Below are 24,704 nucleotides of genomic sequence, written 5' to 3' on the forward strand. Positions count from 1 at the left end.
TTATCAATTAGAAATCTACTGTGACACCAAAAGTATATGACTTGGCACGCGGAGTCTGCGCGTTGTCTTGCGTCACGCTATATCCTCCGTAACCCAACTCCGGATCTACGCCGGAATACTTCGTCAAGCAGAAAAGGTTATTACCACTCAAATAGAAACGCAAACCGCTCAAACCGATTTTCTTTACCATCTTCTGCGGCATATTATAAGAAATCTGCAAATAGTTCAGACGCAGGAACGTTCCGTCTTCCACAAAGCGGTCGCTGATCATCGTATTATAGTTCGCGAAGTTACCGCTTGCGCTCAAAGCACGCGGGATAGAAGTTCTGTCGCCCTCCTTGCGCCAACGGTAGTTCACAGCCTGGCTCTGGTTGTTATTGGAACTCATGCTCTCCATGTCCAAGCGGGCAAGGTTCACAATGTCGTAATCCACACGGTAGTTGAACTGTGCATTCAAAGCCCAGTCGCCATAATTGAACTTAAACCCGAAACCACCGGTCAACTTCGGCAATGAGTTACCCAAGTAAACCAAGTCGAGTTGGTTGATGTTACCGTCGTGGTTCACATCTTCATAAATGGCATCTCCACCCTTAAATTCATATCCGGTACCGCCTGAAACATAATTGAACATCATCTGCAACGGGTCACCCTTCATGTCACGCACGATTTCTCCGTTCGCATTGTAAACCAAAGGAGCCGTCCATCCCCCATTGTTATTGAAATTGGCGATGAAAGCCTTGGCATCCGCATCACCGTCGGCCGCCAAGCGTTCCTTCTGCAGATAAGTATCATAATTATACATATAGACACCTTTGCAACGGTAACCGTAAATGGCACCAAAAGGATTGTCCACCTGTACACGTTGAAGGAGTTTCCGGTTTTCGGCCACCCAGTCACTGTTCAAAGTTTCCAATACACGGGGATCCATGCGGGTTATCTCATTCTTGTTGTTGGCAAACGTGAAATTCAAGTCCATCCAGAACTTACCCTTCTGAATCAGTTTGTTGGTGTTCAAGTTGATTTCCCAACCTTTATTGTTCATGTCACCTACGTTCTGGTAAGGATAATTCGTGAAACCAGAGATACTGGATATCCTCACGTTCTCCATCAACATGTCCTTGGTGGTCTGAGTATACAGGTTAATGTCAGCCTTGATACGGTCATCCCAAAAACCCAAGTCGAAACCTACGTTCCACGTGTACTTCATTTCCCACTGCAAGGTGTTCAACTTCAAGTTATTCGGAGCCATACCGGTAGCACCGAAATAGTTACTGGCGGCACTATATTGGTTGACATACAGATAGTCTTTTTTAGGTTGATTACCAGTCATACCCCATCCCGGACGGATAGAAAGCATAGACAACCACTTGCGCGTACCCTCCATCCAAGGCTCATCTATTATGTTCCAACGGCCTGAGAATGCAGGGAAGACACCCCAACGCTTACCCGGGCCGAACTTGGTTGTACCGTCTACACGGGCTGATACGTCAAAAATGTATCTTTCTTTATAAGCATAGTGGGCAGAGAACGTATAATAAAGACTTCTCCAACGGTTAAAATTACTGGACATCCCCGGGGTAATACCACCGGCACTCGGAGCCTCTATCCCGTTTGGCAAACCGGCCACCTCCGTCTTTTGGTCACTCGACGTACCTGAAACCAACTGGAAACGTCCCATCGTCATAAATGAATGGTCTTCATTCAGGAAATGAGGCACGAAAGTCAACGTATGCGTAGTGGTAAAGGCCAGACTCTTGGAGCTATAGCTTGTAGCCTTGCTCACTCCGTCGGCATTCCAGTTGTCCGTAGACAATTCACGCGGATAATAGGTGTCTTCGTATGCATTGAACACATTCATGATTACCTTTCCGTTATAAGTCAAACGGTGCTTGGTTTCATCTATACCCAAGAAGTCATATTGCAACTCCAATTTCGGGTCGATGGCGTATGTCGTATAAGAATTCTTGGCATACTTGGCACTCGCAATCGGGTTCACCAACCCACGTTGGTCTTCCAATGCGTCTTTGGCCTTCAACATCTCGTAATAACGTCCCAAAGAGTTACCTTGCTCATCTTCCTCGAATATAGCCAAGTTCGGCATCTTCTTATAAGCAATGTTCAACAAGTCATTAGAGTTTTTCTGGTTGTCCGTATAAGTCAAAGCAAAGTCACTGATAATCTTGATACGGTCACTCACGTAATAATCCAACATCATACGGGTCGTAAAACGATCCAACTTCTGCTCGATGATAGAACCCGTTTCATGGTCGTAACCACCGGATATACGGAAAGTCGCCTTCTCACCACCACCGGTTATGGAAACGAAATGATTCTGACGCAAACCGACTTGCTTCACTTCTTTCACCCAATCCGTGTTGTTGTTGAACATCTGCCATTCAGAGAACACACGCTTATCCGTGATATAATTAAGCTCAGGGATATTAGCTGCCTCATCGCTCAAACGAGGATTGAAATATGCTTCTTTCAATAACATGGTATACTGGTCACCCGTCAACAAATCCACCCCATCCGGCTGATATGTACCCGTCAAACGAAGAGAATAAGTCAATTTCGGCTTTCCGCGTTTACCACGTTTCGTCTTAATTTCAATCACACCGTTTGCACCTTGAGAACCCCAGATAGCCGTAGCAGCAGCATCCTTTAAGACGCTGATACTCTCGATGTCTTCAGGATTGATGTTCAATAATTGCGCGAACTGCTCATCATTGGCGTTTTGTACATCAAAGTTACTCTGATCCACGTTCCAAACGTCGCCGTTCACCACAATCAAAGGCTCGTTACTCGTCAACGTACTGATGGTAGACGCACCACGCAAACGCATCGTCGTACCGGCACCCAAGTTACCGGAGTTCATCACGATATCCAAACCTGCGATACGACCTTGCAAAGCTTCATCTACGGAAGTCAGACCCAAACCCTCGAATTCCTTGGCATTGATAGTCTGCGAAGCGAAAGACACCTCACGCTCGGGAATGGCCAAACCGGAAGACTCCACACGTTTCTTCGCTTTTATTTCCACTGTTTTCAATACCATGGCATCCTCCAACGTCACATGGTAAACCCTCTTATTAATAGGAAGCACCTGTGTCTTCAAACCCACATAACTAATTTTCAATTTATTATTAGGGTTCTTGATTTTCAGGGTAAAGTTACCGTTAAAGTCTGTCACTGTGGCAGATATGTTACGGTTAGAAGCGTCCATTTCCACAATAGCAGCCCCCACGACTGGCCCGAAGGAGTCGGAAATCGTCCCACTCACACTCGTTATTCCCTGAGCATTCACTACCGTGGCAATCGTCAGGCAGCAAATTAAGAAATAATATTTTAATTGTTTCATTGTCTTTATCATTAAGGTTAATTACCTGAAATCATATTGTAAGCATTAGACAATTCTTCTGTATAAAGCAACGGTTTGTCTATCAAATGTACAACAGCCGTAGAAGAGTTGAAGATACGGGTTGCCGATTCAATATCCGTACATGCAATAGGACCACTCGAAGAACCGTCACTTGAACTTACTCCGGAACGGAAGCGGTACTCACGTGCAAAATAATTGCCTTCCAAAACCTTCCGGGGAGCTTCCCCTTCAATTTCCATCTTATTGGCATCATTGCAAGTGATGACTATACTTCCCGAACCGGCTTGGCCGCTATTCGACACAGTAAGCGTGGCAAAACGGCTTCCTCCCATATAAGAAGTCTCGTAAGTACCCGATGAGGCCGGAGCTGTCAGATAAATCGAGCTATTCTGAATATGATAACGTATAAAGTTGTTAATCAATGTATTCATGCTATCAATCTGAACCTCCAATCGCTCAGCCTCCTGCGGATTACTGTTCTCGATTTCATCCAACTTGTCTTCCAACTCAATCACGTCTCTCCAATCCGGAAGCAAGTTATGCTCATACATTTTCTCTATCTCTGCTGTAGGCGGAGCATACACTGTATAATTATAGTTCTCCATGACCGAGAGGGTCAAACCATTGGAAATGGTCTTGGCTACACCTGTAGAAGAAGACCCGCTCGTAGTAATGTTATAGAACCGAGATACTAACGTGCTATTTTCCACCATATTAGCAAATTCGCTATAACGTTCATCCTTTGTAGCCAACTCCTTTAATAAAACAGGAACGGATTTTGAAGCAGACATCATAGGCTCCATGTCAACGATAAAGGTTTCTCCATTACCATCGGGATTTGATCCCATATTATAATAACCTTCCACCTCACGGACTTTCAGTTCATAAGGGCTATTACTACTATTCTGGTCGGCTAGTTCCTTACGATAAGGAGTGGTAATACGGATGTTTGCCCCCGTACCTTCAAGTATGACCGGACAACCTCCCTTTGTAACCCATACGCTCTTACCCGTTGAAGTTGTGGCAGACTTATCCTGTACGATGATGGAATTCTCCAAGATATCTTTCAGACGATTCGTTACGTAATCAGATTCGGAACTACCGTTTTTCCAAGGGTTAGTGATTTCTGCACCTCGTGTCAACGTACCGTCTGCATTCTTCGTTGCATTATAACGTTTACATTTGATACGGCTACCAATCAATGAAGGACTGTAATCATAATAAAACTCCGTAATGGTAGGTTGGTTCTTGTGATAATCTACCGGATCCACATAGTTTTTCAACGCTTCATCGGTGGGAAGAATGAACAAGAACATGCTTTCCATCGAATTCAGGTAAGCCTGATAGTCCAATTCATTGATGATAAAACGCATGATATCCGTTCTGGTATTACGGTCGTTATCATTCAAAGATGCGGGGAAAGCCACAGACTGGTATTCCGGAATATTATACACCTCATTAGACTTGTAGACCACACCGTTGTTGGCCATAAGGCAGGAACCGATACCCGTCTGTCCGCCCGGTTCACCCACAGAAAGTCCCATTTCCAATTGGGCCGTATTCATCACCGAACTGAACTTGCTAGGCACTGTAGCCACCAGAGAATACTTCATGAAGTTGTCCAACATATTCACGATGATGTGGTTCGGGATGCTGTCTACATATTTATAACGGTCAATCAAAGCGGCACCACCACCGGACTGGAAGTAACGCTCGAAAGCGGCATCCGTAGGAGCGACAATGACTGCCATGTCTTCGCTCATAGAAGCATTGGAAGAACCGTTCTTATACTGGTTCCATCCCGGATCGTAAGACAAGACATTGGCTGCATCATAATCCACATTCTTATAAGTCAGCAAAGCATTGTTTCCGCCCGCTACTCCCAAATCAAAACCGTTATTCAAATAACGCCACACAAATGCCGAATCCACACCGACTGTATTTGACAATCCTTCATTATATACCGGTACGGCAAAACGATTCAACATCTTACTGAATGTCGAAAGTTCTCCGTCGTTATGAATAGCTTCGGCCATATTGGTCAAAGGATTCATTACGTTTTCCAGCACCTGAATGTAACCGTTCTGGCACGTAATATCCCTCTCCACCAGACGCTGCCCGTTGATATACGACTCTGAAGTGTTGTCGCAAGCCCCATTGGTCAAGAACTTCAAGTCATCGTTCGTAATCGACTTATTCGACATATAAGCCGAAAGGAAATGCACCATCGGGGATGTCGTATTATCCCTGAACACGGTCATACTTTCTGCGCCCGCATCCGAATACTTGGAACGGTAATACTGCCAATATTCGTTGTCCGGCATATCCGAAGCGCGCAACTGCGGAATCGTATCATACAGGTTCAACGAAGAAAAACGGCGCATCACAGTCCCGGGTGCAGGGTCGTTGCCAGGCGTGCTCGACATCAATTCTATCAGATAAGCACTGTTTATCATCGAAGAATTAAACAATAACTTTTTCTGTGAAGGTGTCAAATCACTATAAGACTTGGCCCCCCACACATTGTTCTGAAAGAATCGGGTAAAAGCATCGTCATTTGCAACGAATAACGTCTTACTACCGGTCAAACGTAAAGTTCTGGCATACTCTGTCTCGCCGTTTGCATCCACGGTCGAAACATCCTTGTCATTGATAAGTTCCAACATCGTTTTATAATTCCCACGCTTCTCCAACTCTTCGTAGATGCTGCTACCCAACCACGAAGGCATTCCGGTCAAAAGCTCGTCCTCACAAGAGACTAACAAACCACCGGCGAAGAACAGCGCACATGCAGAATAGGTAAAACGACCCATTTTACTTTTAATGTTACTGCCTTTCATATTTCCATTAGGTTAATATTTTAATAGATTATTATTCACTCAATATATAAACATCGTTATGACGCCATACACCGAACCTGTCACCGGCTCTTGGCCGGGAATTGACAAGCAGTGTGCCCACACAACATTTTTGGCACTTTTTCACTGGGAGCCCTAACTCCTCTAAAGTGCTGAATCCGTGTCCTCTAATATAGCCTACTTTACATTCCATTAGGTTAATTATTCAATATTTTTTAATCAGGTGTACAAAACGCCCTCATTTGGGTATCAAAGATATGACATTTTTGTAAAAACACATAATAAAATCTAAACAAATATCGAAAACATGTTTAAAAACATATTATTTCCGTTTATTTCTCATATACCACAGCCTGGTCCAAAACAAATGAAACATTCCCATTCCCACGAATATAGCCCCCATTATATAAGTATATATCGTTTCCCCAACTTCCGTTCTCAACCCGAAAGAAACAGAATACCCGGCCCAAAGTCCGGCATCCCATCCCAAAAGGTAAGAAGTCTGTGCCGTTCCTCTCTCACAATGCTCGCAAATACGAATATAAGAAAGCAAGTACCGGCTAGTCACAAAACCGAGGCCACTTCCCAAGCATAAAGCAATGCTCCATTCCATTCCTTCCATATCGCCACCCAATCCCCATAACAACGCACTTGCCGAGAGAACAACGAATCCTACTGCCAATTCCGTTTGCAACTTTCCCCTAAAAAAGAAGTGATGCCCCCATAAAGCCAACCAAAAACCGACAGCCAAAAACAAGTAAAATCCGGCATCCCGGTATTGCCCCAACATCAATCCGGCGGAAAAGGCCACTCCTGCCAGAGGAATAAAGAGCCGGAATCCCCGAGGCAACCAAAAACGGTCGAATGTACACCATGACGGCTCCAAAGGAGCCCGGAAAGGAACACACATCGTCACAATCAATACCCCGGCACAAAGCAGTAAAGCCACGGATACTCCGGCAAAAAGGCGTACACCGTAATGCACTGGCAAGACTATACCCGACAAGGGACCGAAGACCAAAGCTAAACGGGTGAACCAATAGTAAACATGTGCGGCCTCCGTCCGCTTTTTCGTATCGGACAAATCCAACAACAAAGTACTCCCCAATGCTATTTGGAACACACAATACGAAGCTCCCTGCATCATCCTCGCCACCCCTCTCACCCACTGTGGACCATCGAAAAGAAACGCCATCGTAGCGCATACAATGCCGACTAACGCCCACAAGGCCACATTTTTCCGCCGATAAGCATCCAACCAGTAATTACAGAAAGGTGCAGGTAAACATATGCCCACCCAAAAGAGCAACACGGAAGCGCATATACCTCCCATTTCTCCCCCCAATATCCGTCCCATACACACGGGAACGACAGGCAAAAACATATATAAAGAGGTACATACACAAAAGTTGGCTAAGATGATTTTCAGGAAATCAGCATGCCATAAAGCCTTATGCCCGACAGAGATTTGTGCCACGCCTTAATACTGCTCGTTTTCATCCGGAAACGTCCGGGCTTTTACGTCGCTCACATATTGCCCGATGGCATCCGTCATTACCGTATGCAAATCGGCATAACGTCGGAGGAATTTCGGAGAAAAACCCTTATTCATACCCAACATGTCGTTGACCACCAATACCTGCCCGTCTACTTGCGGTCCCGCCCCGATACCGATGATGGGGATATGTAATTCAGAAGCCACACGACTAGCCAACAATGCCGGTATCTTTTCCAATACGATGGCAAAACAGCCGGCTTCTTCCAGTAAATGCGCATCGGCCACCAGTTTCTCCGCCTCGGCCTCATCTTTAGCACGCACGGCGTATGTGCCGAACTTATTGATACTCTGCGGTGTCAGCCCTAAATGTCCCATAACGGGAATACCGGCTGCCAATATAGCCTTCACCGTATCGATAATATCCGCCCCGCCTTCCAGTTTCAGAGCGTCGCAACCACTTTCCTTCATGATACGGATGGCATTGGTCACTCCTTCCGTGGGATTAACCTGATAAGAACCAAAAGGCATGTCGCAAACGACCAAGGCTCGTTCCACACCGTGCATCACCGAAGTCGCATGGTATATCATTTGATTCAACGTAATCGGAAGCGTGGTCGTATTGCCCGCCATCACGTTCGACGCGGAATCGCCAACCAAAATCACATCCACTCCGGCACCGTCTACGATACGGGCCATCGTATAGTCGTATGAAGTCAGCATGGCTATTTTCTTTCCCTGCTGTTTCATTTCAATCAGACGATGCGTCGTCACTTTGCGCGTATCCTCCACTAAATATCCTGCCATAATCCTGTTTTTTTTAATAAAATCGGTCGCAAAATTAATCATTATTATCCGTCCAGGCGAGCATTTCAAACAATTTTTCCACATAGAAATCCCGGAAATCCGGAATCACACTGTCGCACAAAGCCTGAATCTGGTCCGGTGCATTCGTCGTGGAAAGCCCAACCACCTTCATTCCTGCCGCCCGCCCGGCCTTCAGTCCGTTGAAAGAATCTTCAAACACGACGCAACGCGTTACCGGAAGACCGAAGACTTCGGCTCCCAACAGATAACAGTCCGGTTCCGGTTTGGAACGGGAGAAAAATTCCGCCGTCAGGATACGGTCGAAATATGACTTGAATTCCGGATGCGCCCGGTACACGTTTTGCATCTTATCTTCGCTCGAACTGGTTACGACAGCCGTACGGATACCGGCCCGTCGCAGGTCACGAAGGAAATCTTCCGCTCCGGGCACGTAGTCGTAAGCCATGCCCCGTTCAAAATCCTCCAACTCGTCGGCTATCTTGCGCTGCACGTCACCGCACCCGGCAAACCACCGGTCGAAAATCTGCACAAGCGTCTGTCCCTTTATCACGTTCTCAAAATGCTCCACTTCGGGATGGTACATCTTTCCTTTCATGCCCCAAAAGATTGAATACTGAGACTCGGTATCGAAGACCACTCCGTCCAAATCAAACAAAGCCGCCACCTCTTGGCCTTTACTTAATTCCATCATTTTCTTTCGCCGTCTTTATCATTCAGGAAGCAAAATTACGGATTTTAGTTGGAATATGCCTTGTTTTTTGTACTTTTGTCTTCAATACCAAGATATATGTCCAAGCGATATGGAAGACAAATTGATAGAACTTATCGAAAACAGCATGAAAAAGAATTGGGACCGGAAAGCGTTCACGGATTTCAATGGAGAGAGCTTGCAATACAAGGACGTGGCTCGTAAAATAGCCAAGATGCACCTGCTCTTCGAAGCGGCCGATATCCGTCCTGGCGACAAAATCGCTTTGTGCGGACGTAACAGCGGAAACTGGTGCGTGGCGTTCCTGGCCACCATTACCTACGGTGCCGTCATCGTGCCCATCCTGCACGAGTTCAAACCAGATAATGTACACCACATCGTCAACCACAGCGAAGCACGTTTGTTGTTCGTGGGCGATCAGGTGTGGGAGAACTTGAACGAAAACCGCATGCCAGCCTTGCAAGGCATCATTTGTGTGAAGGACTTCACACTCGTGAACAGCCGCTCTGAAAAACTTTCTTTCGCCCGCGAACATCTCAACGCCCTATTCGGACAGCGTTTTCCCATGATGTTCCTTCGCGAACACATACATTTCGTGCCCGAAAGCTCACCCGAACAGCTCGCCGTCATCAATTATACTTCGGGCACCACAGGATTTTCCAAAGGAGTCATGCTTCCCTACCGTAGCTTAATGTCCAACGTGTTGTTCTGCAACCGTACCATCGGCATCGCACCGGGAGACAATATCGTATCCATGCTTCCCATGGGACATGTGTTCGGTTTGGTCTACGACTTCCTCTATGGCGTATGTTTCGGTGCCCACCTGTATTTCCTCACACGCATGCCGTCGCCCAAGGTCATCATGACCACCGTAGCGGCCATCCATCCCCGTATCCTTTCTTGCGTGCCATTAGTTATCGAAAAGATTTTCAAAAAGGAGGTCCTCCCGAAAATCGACAGCAAATTGGGCAAACTGCTCCTGCACATCCCCATCATCAACGAGAAAATCAAGGAAAGGGCACGCACGGAAAGCCTGCGCCTTTTCGGGGGGAACATCAAGGAAGTCATCATCGGCGGCGCACCGTTCAACGCCGAGGTGGAGGCGTTCGTACGCTCTATCAATTTCCCCTATTCCATCGCCTACGGCATGACGGAATGCGGCCCCATTATCTGCCACAGCCCGTGGTACGAAACAGCTTATATGTCGTGCGGAAGGGCGGCCGACGGTATGGAACTGAAAGTGCTGAGTTCCGACCCCGAACGGATTCCCGGTGAATTGGTATGCCGAGGACGCAACACCATGTTAGGTTACTATAAAAACCAAGAAGCCACGGAACAAATATTCGATGCCGACGGTTGGCTGCACACGGGCGACATGGCCGTCATCAACCCGGAAGGCGATGTGTACATCAAAGGACGCTGCAAGAACATGCTGCTCAGCGCAAGCGGACAAAACATTTATCCGGAAGAAATAGAATCGCGGTTGAACAATCTTCCTTACGTCAACGAATCATTGGTTATCATGTGCAATGAAAAATTAGTGGCTCTCGTTTACCCCGATTTGGGCGAAAGCTTGAAAGACGGGTTGGACGACCATGCCTTGTGGCGGCAAATTGACATCTCACGACAGGAACTGAACAAGGAGCTGCCTCCCTATTCGCAAATCACCAAAGTGGTGTTACAAAACGAAGAATTTGAAAAGACCGCCAAAAAGAGCATCAAACGTTATCTTTACCAAAACATGAATCCCTGAACGACATGAAATCCAGCCTGACTGTTTACAAGGCATCGGCAGGCTCGGGCAAGACGTTCACCCTGGCCATACAGTACATCAAGACGCTGATTGAACAGGAAAGCCGCCATGCCTATAGCCACATCTTAGCCGTCACTTTCACCAATAAGGCTACGACCGAAATGAAAGACCGTATCCTCCAACAACTTTATGGCATTTGGAAAGGACTTCCATCCTCCACCAATTATCTGGAATCTCTCCAAAAAGAACTCCGGGCGGACAGTATCGAGTTGCCTGAGGAAGAAATCCGCAGCCGTGCCGGCGCGGCCCTCTGCCATATCCTGCACGATTATAACCGTTTCCGTGTGGAAACCATCGACTCTTTCTTCCAGTCGGTCCTGAAAAACCTGGCACACGAATTGAGCCTCACGGCCAACCTCAAAGTGGACCTCAACGACAAGGAAGTGCTCCATGCGGCCGTAGACCGCATCATGGAACGCCTTCACCTTACCCCCACCGTCCTGAACTGGATTCTGGAATATGTGAACGACCGTATCTCGAACAACGAGCGGTGGGACATCGCCCGAGAGGTGAAAAGCTTCGCCGCATGGATTTTCAAAGAAGCTTATTTGGCCCGGGAACACGAAATGCGCGAAGTGCTGCGCGAGAACAAACGCATCGGCGAACTCCGCACCGCGCTCAACTACGAGTTGCACGCCTCTTTGGACATCGTGCAGAGCGCGGCAGCCAACTTCCGTGCCGAAATGGAGGCGTGGGGACTCGGCTTCGGCCAATTCAGCCGGGGCAGCACGATAGACACCTACCTCAGGCGCATCGAAGACGGCAACATGAGGGCCGAGTTCGGCAGCACGCTCCAAGGCTACACTGAGGATGCGGAAAAAATGCTCCGCAAGGCCGACCGCTCCGTAGCGGACTTGGTTGAAGCCGCCGCCCACTTCAGCAAACAGTTGGCAGAACTGCGCGGCTTCCAGACCGAACAACTCGTACGCCACACCAGCGCGTCGCTAGCACTGAAACACCTCAACCCTTTGCGGCTGTTGGGCGTCATCGACGAGGAGGTCACGGCCTTAAACCACGAGAACAACCGTTTCCTGCTGGCCAAGACCCCTATCCTGCTCCACGAACTGATAGAAGAAAACGATGCCCCGTTCATTTTCGAAAAAATGGGCGCGTTTTTCCATCATGTGATGATAGACGAGTTCCAAGACACTTCTACCATGCAGTGGAAGAACTTTAAAATCCTGCTGTTGGAGAGCATGGCCTCTGGTTTCGGCAACCTGATCGTGGGCGACGTGAAACAAAGTATTTACCGTTGGCGGAACGGCGACTGGACCATCCTGAAAAATATAGAGAAAGAAATGGCCGTGCACCGCCCCGACATAAGGAACCTTGCCATCAACTACCGGAGCGAACGCCGCATCATCGCCTTCAACAACACCCTGTTCACGGCTGCTGCCGAAGGACTGGACCGGCTCACGCCGGATGCTCCCATCAAGATGGCGGAAGCTTACGGCGACGTGGCCCAACAATGCCGCCCGGACAAAGGAAACGACGGATACGTGCAAATCCGCTTCTTCAATGAAAAAGACAAAGAAGACGACTGGGAAACCCGGATGTTGGATGAACTTTGCGAACAGGTCCGTACCCTGCACGAAGCCGGACTGCCCTACGGGGAGATGGCCATCCTGCTGCGTTACCGTCGGCATGCCGACCCCATCATCCGTCATTTTGCCGAACGCTTCGGCGACCGGGTCAAACTGGTATCGGACGAGGCTTTCCTCTTGTCCAGTTCATTGAGCGTGAACCTGCTCATCGCTGCCATGCGTTACATGGCAGACACGGAAGACCGCGTGTCATTGGCCTTTTTGGCCCTGCACAACGGAAAGCCGACAGAAGCCGAGACCAACCTGTTGGCTTCCCGCTCCCTCGAAACGTTCCTGCCCGAAACGTATTTGAGCCGCATGGAGGAACTGAAAACCCTGCCGCTCTATGAACTTCAGGAAGAGCTTTACAAAATATTCAGCTTGGGACGTATTCCTGATGAAGACGCCTATCTGTTCGCTTATTTCGACCAGGTGACCGCCTACCTGCAAGACAACCCTTCCGACCTCCGTTCTTTCCTGACCTATTGGGACGAGACGCTCTCCGGCGCATCTATCCCGTCCGGAGAAGTGGACGGCATCCGGATTTTCACCGTACACCAGTCCAAGGGATTGCAGTTCCACACGGTATTCGTCCCTTATTGCGACTGGAACATCGAACAAGACACACGGGGCTTCAACCGCCGCAACGACCTGCTGTGGTGCGAAACGCACGAACCGCCCTACGACAGCCTGCCAGTCATCCCCATCACCATCGAAGCCGCCATGCGCGACTCCGTTTTCAGCAAAGAATATGAAGAGGAGCACCTACAACGCCGGGTAGACGCGCTTAACACGCTCTACGTGACCTTCACCCGTGCGGAGAAGAACCTGTTGGCCTGGTGCCGTACGCGCTACACCATGGATGAACGCAGCACGACGGGCGACCTGATTTACCATGCCTTGCCGCGTGCGTTGGACGGCATTGAAGAGACAGACGGGGAAAACGGAGAAACGTCGCTCTTTACATATGGCGAACCGGTCACGTCCTATTCTTCCGGCCGCAAAACCTCCGACAACCGCATGGAAACCGATTACCGTCCGGTACCGGTCGCCATGCACTCCTACGAAGCCCGTATCGACTTCTGCCAGTCTAACCGCGCAGAAGAATTCTTAGAGGCTTTTTCGGATACGGCCCCCCCCCGGCATTCCCGCAACGACAAAAGGCGCATGGGTATCCTCATGCACAAAATATTCTCTACAATCTATACCCGTGATGACGTGGAAAAGGCACTCCGCACCTTGGAAACCGAAGGCCTGATCGGTACACAACTCGAAATGGAGTCACTCAAGCAGCAGGTGGAAAAAGCATTTGCCTTGCCCGAAGTGGCCCGTTGGTTCGACGGCACGATGCAGCTTTACAATGAGTGCCCTATCCTGACACAGGAATATTACGAAGATACAGGAAAATACGGCACTTACCGCCCCGACCGGGTCATGTTCGGCAAAGATGAAATTACTGTGGTAGACTTCAAATTCGGCCGTCCACACGACGAATACCGCAATCAGGTGGGAGGCTATATGAAGCAGATCCGCCTGATGGAACCGGACCGCCGCGTGAAAGGTTACCTGTGGTACATTCTTAACAACCGGCTTGAAGAAGTTCAAGCCTAATCCGCCTGTTTTTATGGAAACATTCATCCGACTTATCGCCCAAGACCTCATACACCGTTTCGGCACCAACCTGCGCGACGTTACGGTGGTATTCCCCAACAAACGCGCCGGACTTTTCATGAACCAACAACTGGCCGCCGTATCCGGACGGCCGGTGTGGGCACCGCGTTACCGTACCATCAGCGAACTGTTCGATACTTTGTCGGACTTCACCCGTTGTGACGACATTCTCTCGGTGTGCGAGCTCCACCGTGTCTATGCCGCGCTCGTACCCAACCCGGAATCGCTCGACCGTTTTTACGGTTGGGGCGAAATCATGTTGTCCGACTTCGACGACATCGACAAGCATCTGGCCGACCCTCATAAACTGTTCAGCAACATACAATCCATCAAGGAACTGGACCACAGCGACTTCCTGACACCCCGCCAAGAAGAGGCCCTGAAGCATTTTTTCGAGGACTTTTCCATCGAAGGCAACAGCCGGCTGAAAGAGAAGTTCCTCGCCCTATGGAACCGGATGGACGACATCTATGCCACGTTCAACGCACGGTTGAAAGAAAAAGGGATGCTGTACGAAGGGGCGTTGTATAAAGACGTGGCGGAGCATCTTGCCGAACGGGCAGACCGCATCCCTGCGGACATGACGTATGTCTTTGTGGGCTTCAACGTGCTCAACGATGTGGAAAAACGGCTGTTCAGTTACTTGCAGGAACGCGGACAAGCCCTTTTTTACTGGGACTATGACGTGATGTACGTCGGCGAGAAAAGCCGTTTCGAGGCCGGAACCTTCATCCGCCAGAACCTGAAAGAGTTCCCCAACGCCTTGGAAGAAACATGCTTCGACAACTTCAAGAACCCGCCGCGCATCGAGTTCATTGCCACGACTTCGGAGAATGCGCAGGCACGCTATATCCCCCAATGGCTTGACTCGGCCCTCACGAAACCGGAACAGGACACGGCCATCGTACTTTGCAACGAATCCTTGCTCCAACCGGTGCTCCATTCGTTGCCCGATGCCACATCGCCGCATCCTGTGAAACGCACCAACATCACCATGGGATTCCCCATGACCGACACACCGGTGTACAGTTTCATCAACGCGTTGCTCTCCTTGCAGACTGATGGTTACGACCGCGACCGCCGCTGTTTCCGGGCGGAACAGGAAAAAATCGTGCACAGCCATCCTTATGCCCCCTTATTGGAGGAACAGGAAATCTTCTGTCCGCATGCGGAAAACCATGCCTTGTTGGTCTATATCCGTTCCTTGCTCGAAGGCTTGGCCGCAGCGTTCGGACGACAAAAAGACAGGAAGGACGACGTGTACAACCAGTTGTACCACGAAGCGCTCTATCGCGCCCATCAGGTCGTCAGCCGCTTCATCCGTCTGACGGAAGACCGTACGCTCGACGTACAGCCCTCCACTCTGCGCCGCTTGCTGCGCACCGTGTTGGGCACGACCACCATTCCCTTCCACGGCGAACCGGCCGTAGGCTTACAAGTCATGGGCGTATTGGAGACGCGTAACCTGAATTTCAGGCATATCCTGATGCTCTCCGTCAACGAAGGGATGTTGCCCAAAGCCGTGAACGACACTTCGTTCATCCCCTATCACCTGCGGGAGGTGTTCGGACTGACCACCATACAACATAAAATAGCCGTGTACGCGTTCTATTTTTACCGTCTTGTGCAGCATACGGAACGTATCACATTCATGTACAACATCGCTACCGACGGACTGAACAAAAACGAAATGTCGCGCTTCTTGCGCCAACTGTTGGCCGAAACGGATTTTCCCGTAGAGCTGAAGATCTTGCAATCCGGCCAGGCCGTACCGGCCGACAACGGCATGGAAGCAGCCAAGACACCGGAAGTCATGGACATCCTGCGCCGCAACTATGGTAGCGGACAACCCGGTTCGCGCCCCCTATCCCCTTCGGCACTCAACGCTTACATCGACTGTCCGCTCAAATTTTATTACCAACAGGTGGCACGCATAAGAACACCCAAAGACCCGCAAAACGGTTTGGACAACGCGCTGTTCGGCACCATCTTCCACGAAGCGGCGGAACTCGTCTACCAGAAACTGGCCGAACGCAACCCCGTCATTCGTCGCCAGGACATCGAGCGACTGTTGGAGGGTGGGGAAACAGCCTTACTTCCTTATATAGAGGCTTCGTTCCTGAAAAACTTCTTTGAAGGACGTGAAGATACGGTGTTCTACAACGGGCAACTACTCGTAGCACGCAAGGTCATGGCCAGCTATCTGCGCCAGTTGCTCTTCCACGACAGCCGCATGGAACAATTCGTATTGGAGGAAATGGAACAGGAACACCACCGAAGCGTGGACATCATATCGGACGGACACCCTCTGTCCATCGACATCGGAGGAAAAATAGACCGCATGGACACGGTCAGGATGCCGGACGAAACCACGGGCCAGAAAGTGGAAACCCTACGTATCGTAGACTATAAAACGGGCGGCACACCGGAAAAAGCCATTTCGATGGAACAACTGATACAGCCCGCCGAGCACCGTCCCTCATACATCTTCCAGATATTCCTGTATGCCTGGGTCATGACAGGCGAACAAAAGTGTCCCGTATCCCCGGCCCTGTTCTTCGTACACAAATCCAATGCTGAAGATTATGATCCTACCATCGTGTTCAACCGCGAACGGGTGACGGATTTCAGCCGCTTCAAAGAGGAGTTCCAAAAGATGTTACAAGGCGTGTTGGAGGAACTGTTCAATCCGGAAATTCCCTTTCGGCAGACTTCCGTACCTAAAATTTGTGCCTACTGCGACTATAAGCTGCTTTGCGGACGATAGAAAAGTTAAAAAAATCACGCATCCGGCTTGCAGAAATGAAAATAAACCTCTATCTTTGCACCTGATTTAAGGTCGGTTCCGTAGCTCAGTTGGATTAGAGCAACGCCCTTCTAAGGCGTGGGTCTTGGGTTCGAGTCCCAACGGAATCACAGGAAAATGCAATCATCTACCGGATGGTTGCATTTTTATTTTAATCTTCTCCAAAAAACATTCTTTTTACCTGTCACAAAACGCCTTTCCCCACGTATTATATATAGAAAGTCACAAAGGATGAATATAGATACATACAAACAGGAGGCCGCACGGCTACGTCCCCGGCTCCTCCTCATCGCTCGCAGGTATACCGGAAGCGATGAGGAGGGAGAGGACATTGTACAAGACTGCCTTTTGAAAATTTGGATGATGAGGGAAGATTTATCGATTCCGCTTGATGCTCTGGCTGTGACCATCACCCGGAATCTCTGTATCGACCATTTACGCCAACAGCACCTGACATCCTTGCCCGAGAATCAGATAACAGGCATCTCGGACATAAAAGACTGTGACGAAGAGCGTATTGAAAGAATGATGAATATCGTCCATACGTTACCCGACATGCAGCAAACCGTACTCCGGCTTCGCCATATAGAGGGGAGGGAAATGGCTGAAATCGCCCAACTAACGGGAAGCACGGAAACGGCCGTACGGAAAGCCTTAAGCCGGGCACGATTGGCCGTAAAGAAACAATATTCAAGGAGGAAAAACGATGACTGAAAGCGAAAACAACAGAATCAAGGAACTTACCGACCGTTTCTTCGAAGGAGAGACCACCGTGGAAGAAGAGCGCGAACTCTATGTACTCTATCTCAAGGAGGACATTCCCGAAGAAATGGAAGAACATAGGGAGATGTTCCGGGACTTTTCGGCCATCATAATGACCGAAGAAGAGAAAAGCCTGTGTCCGTACACCGTCCATCCGGTACAAGTGACCTTGCAAACGAACACTCACCGCCCCACTACGGTAAAAGGAAAAACAAGGAATAGAGTTTTATGGCCATTCATTAGCGGAGCAGCAGCCGTCTTAATTGCCACCATCGGCATAAGCCTGAGTCTCAACAGACAAGAGGAAGTCCGGTTGGCAAAGTTATATGGCGGAAGCTACATGATTGTAAATGGAACAAAAATCAATAAATTGACGCGAATACATACAGACATCGAACAAGTCCTCTCGGAAGCTGACGAAATGAAAGATATGCTATCAACCAAAACCGTCATACAAAAGGCAGAACAGGACGTACTGGACGGCATAGACGATGAAGCGGAACGCGAACGCATCCGCAAATTAATGGAATAAAACAAATTGAAAGGAAAAGAGATGAAGAAACTATTGTTCACATTACTGTTCATGACAGGATTCAGCTTGGCAGGACAGTCCCAAAACAGTATCGACCGCCTGGTAGAGAAACATTCTACCACGGGGGAATCTGTCTTTACTTCGGCCATAGAACGGGAACCTGCATCTCAAAAGGTCATCAAAGTGGTGAAGATGTTGAAATCCAAACACATGAATGCCTCGCCATTCATAGCTGCCTTTGAAAATGAATCCCGACACGCAAACAGCAAACTGACCCATTCAAAGGATAAGACCACCCTTGTACTCACGACGGAAAGCAAGGACAACGTCAGGATTTATATGCTTAAATATGACCCAAAAAGCAAAATCGGCATAGAAGTAACCATTATCGTAAAACCTAACAAATAACATAAGACACATTAAAGATGAAAAAGTTAATGACTATTTTGCTCGTTATCGCCACAGTTCTCACCGCAAGCGCACGGAATCAAACGGTGAAAAAGACATTCCGGATAGAGGGCTTCAACGCCATCCGCTGTGAATTCGTTGCGGATATTTACTACACGCAAGGCAAATCCTACTCCGTAGAAGCCCAAGCTTCGGAAAAAATCATGAACATGGTAAGTATCAATAAAAGAGGCAATACCCTCGTCATTACCCAAAAGAAAGGTAACAAGGAAAAAATCAAAGGCAAAGAAAGACTGCAACTCTACGTCACAGCACCAGAAATCAATGATTTGCAAATACCCGGTGTGGCAGATTTCCATGCCAAAGAAATGGATGTGGAAGACTTTAGCCTGAACGTCAAGGGAGTATCACGTTTTGAATGCGAAAACCTGACTTGTAAATCTTTCGTTTCTTCCACCCCGGGAGTGAACAAAAGCCATGCCACGATCCATGCACAAACGGCACGCTTCGATTGCAGCGGAGTAGACAAATCCACACTCCGTATCTATGCGGACAACTTGCATCTGCAAAGCAGCGGCGTAAGCAATCAAACAGTGGATTTTAAAGGTAAAAAGGTTGATATTCAGAACTCCGGGGTAGGAACCATTCATATTACTATGGAATGTACTTCGTTGAAAGCCCGCAACAGCGGAGTGGGCAAACTTATCCTATCTGGAACAGCAGACCAAACAGAAATAAACTCGGACGGAGTAAACAAAATAGATGCCACTGAATTAAACAAATTCTGATCCTCGAAACCTGTTTTCTTCTATTTCAGCATCAAACCTGAATATTTAGAAAATGACATTAGAAGTGAAAAGCATGTGATTTTAGTTTCAACAAGACTAAGCCCCACATGCTTTTCTTTTATATTTGTCATACAGAATCAAGTTAATACTTTCATTATGAAAAATCAAAACGCCACGAGAATCGTTCAAAAACATCCATTCGTGGGATTGCCCGCAAATATGAAAATCTCGCAGTATTTAGAAATACTCACAAAAGGTGTTAGTCAATCGGCGGCCCAAATACGGTCGGCCAACCTGAGGTAAGATGCCTCTGACCGATGACCGAAAGACACGGCATAGAGGCGCATGCCCCGTTGCTTCAGTTCCTCTACATATTGCACCCACACCGAAGTAAGCGGATCCATCTCAAAATCCGAAAGCCAAAGCAAATCGGCATAGTAAAAGTCTTCACGCATCAAAACTTCTACGGATTCTTTCATCGCACAAGTCATATCGGAACCTCCATGAAAGGAGTTGCACAGAAAGGTCTCCAATAAAGCCAAGTCGGAATAAAGGTTATTCAACTCAATGGCTTCCGTTTGGTCGGAAAAGAGTATCACGCGACAGGGGCGCCGCAATTTGTCAGCTATCAAGGCCAAACTCAACACGACCGCTTTGGACAACAACTCACGTTCCCCTTTCATCGAAGCGGACGTATCCACACAAACCACAAAAGGGCCATGTTTGGCCCGTTTCTGCAAGTCACGTCCGCTGTGTGAAGAAGCCTCGGCATATTCCATTTGTCGGGACATGGCATCGAAAACCGCCAGTTTCTTTTCGGTATAACGGCGGTAGAAAACCAGTTCCAAAGCGGCATCCGACAAGAAACAATATTCCATCGGGAGCAGGGCATTCAGATTGTTCCCTTCCGTAATGCCCACAATGTCGGAATGCGTAGCAGAACGTAATAAAGTAACCGGAGTCCTTCCGATCATGGCCTGATACAGACGCTGTTCATCTGCTTTCTTACGCCCTAAAACATGATTCAGTTCCTTAATCAACTGGCTTTTACGGATTATTTGCGAAAGTTGTTTGAGCTTCACACGAAGTTCCGGAGACTGCGTCAACTGAAGCCAGGCCAATCGTGGCGAAGGACCTTCCCCCTTTCCTCCCACATTCTGCAACATACCGACATTGGCCGATACCATACGGTAATAATCTTCACAGAGCCGTTCTATGTGCTGCTTCTGATACGTACGCTCCCGCCCTTCCAACAGGTTCCTCCATTTCTTCATGAAATGTTGGCGGAGAGTCAGCCAACGGCTATCTGTACGAGGATAACGCACCAACTGTTCCATATAATATAGTACATCCAATTCGGCCGGAACATATAAACGGGCAAAAACGGAACGAGCCTGTTGCAACATGGGCAAAAAGTCGGCATCCGAAGCCACAACGACCTGATAATAATAATCCCACTGTTCCCCATAATAGGAATATACGTCTTGCAAACCTGATTTTTTTTTTGCAAAATAACGCTGTATTTCTTCCTCCATCTCTTCGGGACGGATGACACCAGATGACAAGACCTCTGCATAAACCTCACTAGCTATTTCATGCAAACGCCTCAAAAAAAGAGCGGACAACTGGCGCACGCGCTCATGCCCCTCATGATAATTTCCTGCCGGTTGCATGACTCAATTCCTGACTTTCGATTTCCAAAGAGGTTATGTCGGAACGTACACGACGTAAAGCGTTTTTCAATATATCCCTTTGCCTGTCTTGTAAAAACAAATGTGTCTGTACATATTCTGCTTCTTCCTTTTGCCATTGTTCCAGACGGGCTGACACCTCGCCCAATTCGGCCACGATACGTTCAGCCATCGCTGATGAAAAAGTCTTCCGGGAAGAAACTTCAGTCTGGGGCACTGCGTTTTCACCACCCTCCCCTACCTCACGAAGCAATTCATATTTCCGTCCATTCACCTGCAAACCAGTAGTAGTACGAACCACTTGAAGCAGATCCTTTGGAAAAACATCCGGATGGCGGCTTTTCTCATACTTGCGCAGTATTTGCGCTCCGGTTTTGCGACGGTCGGCAACCAACACAAAAGGTATCGGCCGCTCCGGACTTAACGCTTCGTATTCATTCGTATAAATCAGCACTGTACGCCCGGGATACATGGATTGTATTTGATAGAAAAAAGCCTTGACCACCTTAAAAGACACATGCATTTCCGAAACATCTAGCCCCTCTTCTTTCAAGGCAGCCAAACGATCTGACAACAGGGGGACACCGACATGTTCTTCAGTGGCTGCCACAAGAGCGTCGGTCAAGAGCCACTCCAAAACAGTCTCCTGGGCCGGAGTATCCCATACACAGGCCTGCAACAGAAGCAAATCTGCCAAATGGACGACGGAACAACCGTTCAAAAAGGCAGAAGTCCGCCACAGATGTACCATCTTCTTCCAACGGCGGTCGGACACATAAAACAGGGACTCTCCTTTTTCTTCTGCCGATACATTGTAAGTCGTCAGAAGCCTGCGGAATATATGGACAAATGAAAATACAAAAACCGGTATCTCCACCGCATCTATCCCTTCAGCCCACATGTGTAGCTCATCAGCAGACAAGCGTATGGCATCCGGCACTTCTACCTCTGACTGGACCGTAGAAGAAATCATCAAATTAAAAAGTTCTTTATCGGCAATGCCTCCCACCACACAACGGACAAGGAAACGGTCCCATAACGCATCCAGATTTTCCCCCTCGGCAGGAAGTTCATTGGAGGCAGCGACCACCAACTTCAGCGGAAGCCTCATTTCTTCTTTGCCATTCAGATACACTTTTTCATTCAACACCGTAAGCAGAGCATTCTGAATGCTAGGTCCGGCTTTCCATATCTCATCCAAGAAAACCACATCTGCCGTGGGCAAATACCCTTCGGTCATTCTCACATACCTGTCTTCGTCCTTCAGGGCAGAAATGGACACCGGCCCGAATATCTCATCCGGCGTACTGAAACGAGACATCAGATATTCAAAAGAACGGCCTTCCCGGAAAGCCGATTTCAGTCTTCTGGCTACCATGCTCTTTGCTGTTCCGGGAGGACCGAGCAGGAAAATACTCTCGCCGGCAACTGCCGCCAAAAGGGACAGGGAAAGTACATGTTCTTTCTCAAAAATCCCCTTCCCTAAAACTTCCAACAACTGAACAATACGCTTCTTATCCATCATCCGGGCGGCTCTTTCTTTCTATTCTTTCAGAAAACGGCGATAAAATATCATATCGAAAATACACTCTGCTATCAAAAACATCAAAAAGAGCAAAGCTGTAAACAGGGGTTGTGCAGACAAGAAAAAACTAATACCCCCTCCGGCAAGCAATGATATGCCGACACGCCACAGGATTCCATGGCGATAATACCGTAATATATTCCGGCTATCTTCCAAAGCTTCCTTTGAAACTAAAAAAAATTGCAGCATTTCCCACAAAAAGAAGAACCCCACAATAAAATAAAGGGGCAAGGATTCAAGATAGCTGAGAGGATAAAGCACAAGACGCATCGCCACGGAAAGAATCAGCAAAAAGCTTAACAGAGCGACTTGTATCAACGTAAAAGACAGTATTTTCCTCTTAAATAACGTATTGTTTATCTGCATATTATTTTGTCCTATCTCTTATCTGATAAACGAATCTATAAAGAAGTAAACCCCAAGGCCGGCAAGCCATCCCACCATAACCTTGCCGGATATGTGGCGGAAATACCACCAAATGGAAACGTTCTCACTTTTCATCAACGCATATCCGGCAGTAGAACCGATGGAAAGCAAACAGCCGCCGATTCCTCCGCTATAAGCGACTAATTGCCAATACTGACCATTCAGCGCAAACGAACGAAAGTATTCCGGATCCATACCGGGAATGCTTTCCGTCATCCCTACCACATCATACATGGATATGCTAGTCAGCACAAGTGCCACGTTATCCAAAAAGGCGGAAATTCCTCCTAATATCAAACTGTATACGTAGATATTATGAATATATTGGTCGCACCATACGGCAACCGTATAGAGCGCCCCCGTCTCTTGAATGGCGGAAATAGCCATGCTTACGCCTATAAAAAATAAAATAGTCTGGATACTCTCTGCCTGCATGAAGCGTGGCGTAGGACGGAAAAAAGGTTGGTCGGATTTGATCAACCTCCGATTGCACAACTCGTTTACGACACTGAAAAGTGCCAATACACACAACGCTCCGACAAAAGGAGGCAACTTGGTCAGATTGTGAAACGTTGGAATAAACCACAGCCCTCCAATCCCCACGAACAGCATCAGAATACGCTGCCAACGCGTCAAGGTCGTATCATCCCCGCGATAGCGGATACGAGGCGTATTAATATCCATCTGTTCCGGCAACTTGCGGGAAATCAAATAAGTGGGAATAGCCACGGCTACAATGGACGGCAAGAACATGGCACCCGAAAAACTGGACGGTGTGACCGCTCCCTTGACCCACAGCATCAAAGTAGACACATCGCCGATTACCGTAAGACAACCTCCGGCATTGGCCGCAATTACAATGACCGCCCCATAATACATGCGGAAACGACTCCCCGGCAACAACTGACGCACGATGGCAAACATCATCAAAGCCGTGGTCAGATTGTCGAGGTTGGCCGACAAGACATAGGTTATGAAAGCGACCATCCACAAAAGACGCTTGCTATTACGGGTCGTAATCCACTCGCTGATGAAATCGAAACAACCGTTCGTATTCAACAAATCGACAATGGACATCGTAGCCAAAAGATAAAGCACAATCTGACAAATATCCGCTACGTGGCCGATAAAAATATAATTGGCAATAAAATTCTTAAGAGAAGTGACATTAGAAGCATTTCCACCTAAGAAATCAGCATATTCCTCAGCGTACATCATTTCTACATACTGTTTACCCGCCACCATGTAGAGTGTCCAAACAATAACTCCGAGAAACATTGCCACAGCGGCTTTATTGATATTGGTGATATGCTCAGTTGCAATAGCACAATATCCCAAGAGCAAAACAATGGCAATTATTACGGTCATGG

16 protein-coding genes and 1 tRNA gene are annotated in these 24,704 nt (G+C 48.1%); 8 read left to right on the top strand and 9 right to left on the bottom strand.

Translation table 11 applies throughout. The annotated features are described in order from the left end of the window. Positions 1 to 7 precede the first annotated feature (7 nt). The 5 genes from HMPREF9442_RS02750 to HMPREF9442_RS02770 all read right to left on the bottom strand — a co-directional run bounded on the left by HMPREF9442_RS02750 (position 8) and on the right by HMPREF9442_RS02770 (position 9,251). Positions 8 to 3,370 (bottom strand): SusC/RagA family TonB-linked outer membrane protein, encoded by a 3,363-nt coding sequence (locus HMPREF9442_RS02750; protein WP_008625110.1) that lies wholly within the window; start codon positions 3,368 to 3,370, stop codon positions 8 to 10. 5 nt (positions 3,371 to 3,375) lie between these two features. Further along, on the bottom strand, positions 3,376 to 6,219 hold the full coding sequence (locus tag HMPREF9442_RS02755) for a hypothetical protein (RefSeq protein ID WP_008625116.1): 2,844 nt from the start codon (positions 6,217 to 6,219) through the stop codon (positions 3,376 to 3,378). Between the two features lie 340 nt (positions 6,220 to 6,559). After that, positions 6,560 to 7,714, bottom strand: a complete 1,155-nt coding sequence (locus tag HMPREF9442_RS02760; RefSeq protein WP_253270998.1) for an MFS transporter — start codon at positions 7,712 to 7,714, stop codon at positions 6,560 to 6,562. 3 nt (positions 7,715 to 7,717) lie between these two features. After that, positions 7,718 to 8,539: a 3-methyl-2-oxobutanoate hydroxymethyltransferase gene (gene panB, locus HMPREF9442_RS02765; protein ID WP_040602540.1), complete on the bottom strand. Its 822-nt coding sequence runs from the start codon at positions 8,537 to 8,539 to the stop codon at positions 7,718 to 7,720. Positions 8,540 to 8,573: 34 nt separating this feature from the next. Then, positions 8,574 to 9,251, bottom strand: coding sequence for an HAD family hydrolase (locus HMPREF9442_RS02770; protein ID WP_008625119.1), 678 nt, complete (start codon positions 9,249 to 9,251; stop codon positions 8,574 to 8,576). Between the two features lie 109 nt (positions 9,252 to 9,360). Between HMPREF9442_RS02770 and HMPREF9442_RS02775 the strand changes: the two genes are divergently transcribed. The 8 genes from HMPREF9442_RS02775 to HMPREF9442_RS15560 all read left to right on the top strand — a co-directional run bounded on the left by HMPREF9442_RS02775 (position 9,361) and on the right by HMPREF9442_RS15560 (position 19,632). Then, the gene (locus HMPREF9442_RS02775) at positions 9,361 to 11,022 is read left to right on the top strand and encodes an AMP-binding protein (protein WP_008625123.1); all 1,662 of its coding nucleotides are present in this window, start codon (positions 9,361 to 9,363) and stop codon (positions 11,020 to 11,022) included. A gap of 5 nt (positions 11,023 to 11,027) precedes the next feature. Then, complete coding sequence (locus HMPREF9442_RS02780) at positions 11,028 to 14,276, top strand: UvrD-helicase domain-containing protein (RefSeq protein WP_008625124.1); 3,249 nt, start codon at positions 11,028 to 11,030, stop codon at positions 14,274 to 14,276. Between the two features lie 13 nt (positions 14,277 to 14,289). Then, positions 14,290 to 17,103 (top strand): PD-(D/E)XK nuclease family protein, encoded by a 2,814-nt coding sequence (locus HMPREF9442_RS02785; RefSeq protein WP_008625125.1) that lies wholly within the window; start codon positions 14,290 to 14,292, stop codon positions 17,101 to 17,103. A gap of 74 nt (positions 17,104 to 17,177) precedes the next feature. Continuing rightward, positions 17,178 to 17,252 (top strand) — tRNA-Arg (locus HMPREF9442_RS02790). Positions 17,253 to 17,373: 121 nt separating this feature from the next. Beyond that, positions 17,374 to 17,856, top strand: coding sequence for a GFO_1088 family ECF-type sigma factor (locus HMPREF9442_RS02795; protein ID WP_008625127.1), 483 nt, complete (start codon positions 17,374 to 17,376; stop codon positions 17,854 to 17,856). Beyond that, positions 17,849 to 18,436: a PG0215 family putative anti-sigma factor gene (locus tag HMPREF9442_RS15285; RefSeq protein WP_008625129.1), complete on the top strand. Its 588-nt coding sequence runs from the start codon at positions 17,849 to 17,851 to the stop codon at positions 18,434 to 18,436. Before HMPREF9442_RS02795 ends, HMPREF9442_RS15285 begins: the two co-directional genes overlap by 8 nt. 21 nt (positions 18,437 to 18,457) lie before the next feature. Then, the gene (locus HMPREF9442_RS02805; RefSeq protein WP_008625131.1) at positions 18,458 to 18,844 is read left to right on the top strand and encodes a DUF5024 domain-containing protein; all 387 of its coding nucleotides are present in this window, start codon (positions 18,458 to 18,460) and stop codon (positions 18,842 to 18,844) included. Between the two features lie 17 nt (positions 18,845 to 18,861). Further along, the gene (locus HMPREF9442_RS15560; protein WP_008625134.1) at positions 18,862 to 19,632 is read left to right on the top strand and encodes a GIN domain-containing protein; all 771 of its coding nucleotides are present in this window, start codon (positions 18,862 to 18,864) and stop codon (positions 19,630 to 19,632) included. A gap of 263 nt (positions 19,633 to 19,895) precedes the next feature. On the opposite strand, the gene HMPREF9442_RS02815 is transcribed toward HMPREF9442_RS15560, so the two are convergent. The 4 genes from HMPREF9442_RS02815 to nhaD are packed head-to-tail and all read right to left on the bottom strand — an operon-like array spanning position 19,896 to position 24,702. Further along, positions 19,896 to 21,305 (bottom strand): VWA domain-containing protein, encoded by a 1,410-nt coding sequence (locus HMPREF9442_RS02815; protein WP_008625142.1) that lies wholly within the window; start codon positions 21,303 to 21,305, stop codon positions 19,896 to 19,898. Further along, on the bottom strand, positions 21,280 to 22,848 hold the full coding sequence (locus HMPREF9442_RS02820; protein WP_008625144.1) for an AAA family ATPase: 1,569 nt from the start codon (positions 22,846 to 22,848) through the stop codon (positions 21,280 to 21,282). The genes HMPREF9442_RS02815 and HMPREF9442_RS02820 overlap by 26 nt, the downstream gene beginning before the upstream one ends. Positions 22,849 to 22,866: 18 nt before the next feature. Beyond that, positions 22,867 to 23,274, bottom strand: coding sequence for a hypothetical protein (locus HMPREF9442_RS02825; RefSeq protein WP_008625152.1), 408 nt, complete (start codon positions 23,272 to 23,274; stop codon positions 22,867 to 22,869). An 18-nt stretch (positions 23,275 to 23,292) separates the two neighbouring features. Next, positions 23,293 to 24,702, bottom strand: a complete 1,410-nt coding sequence (gene nhaD / locus HMPREF9442_RS02830) for a sodium:proton antiporter NhaD (protein ID WP_008625153.1) — start codon at positions 24,700 to 24,702, stop codon at positions 23,293 to 23,295. Positions 24,703 to 24,704: the final 2 nt, after the last annotated feature.

It is taken from the genome of Paraprevotella xylaniphila YIT 11841, from assembly GCF_000205165.1.
GTDB classification, from domain to species: Bacteria; Bacteroidota; Bacteroidia; order Bacteroidales; family Bacteroidaceae; genus Paraprevotella; species Paraprevotella xylaniphila.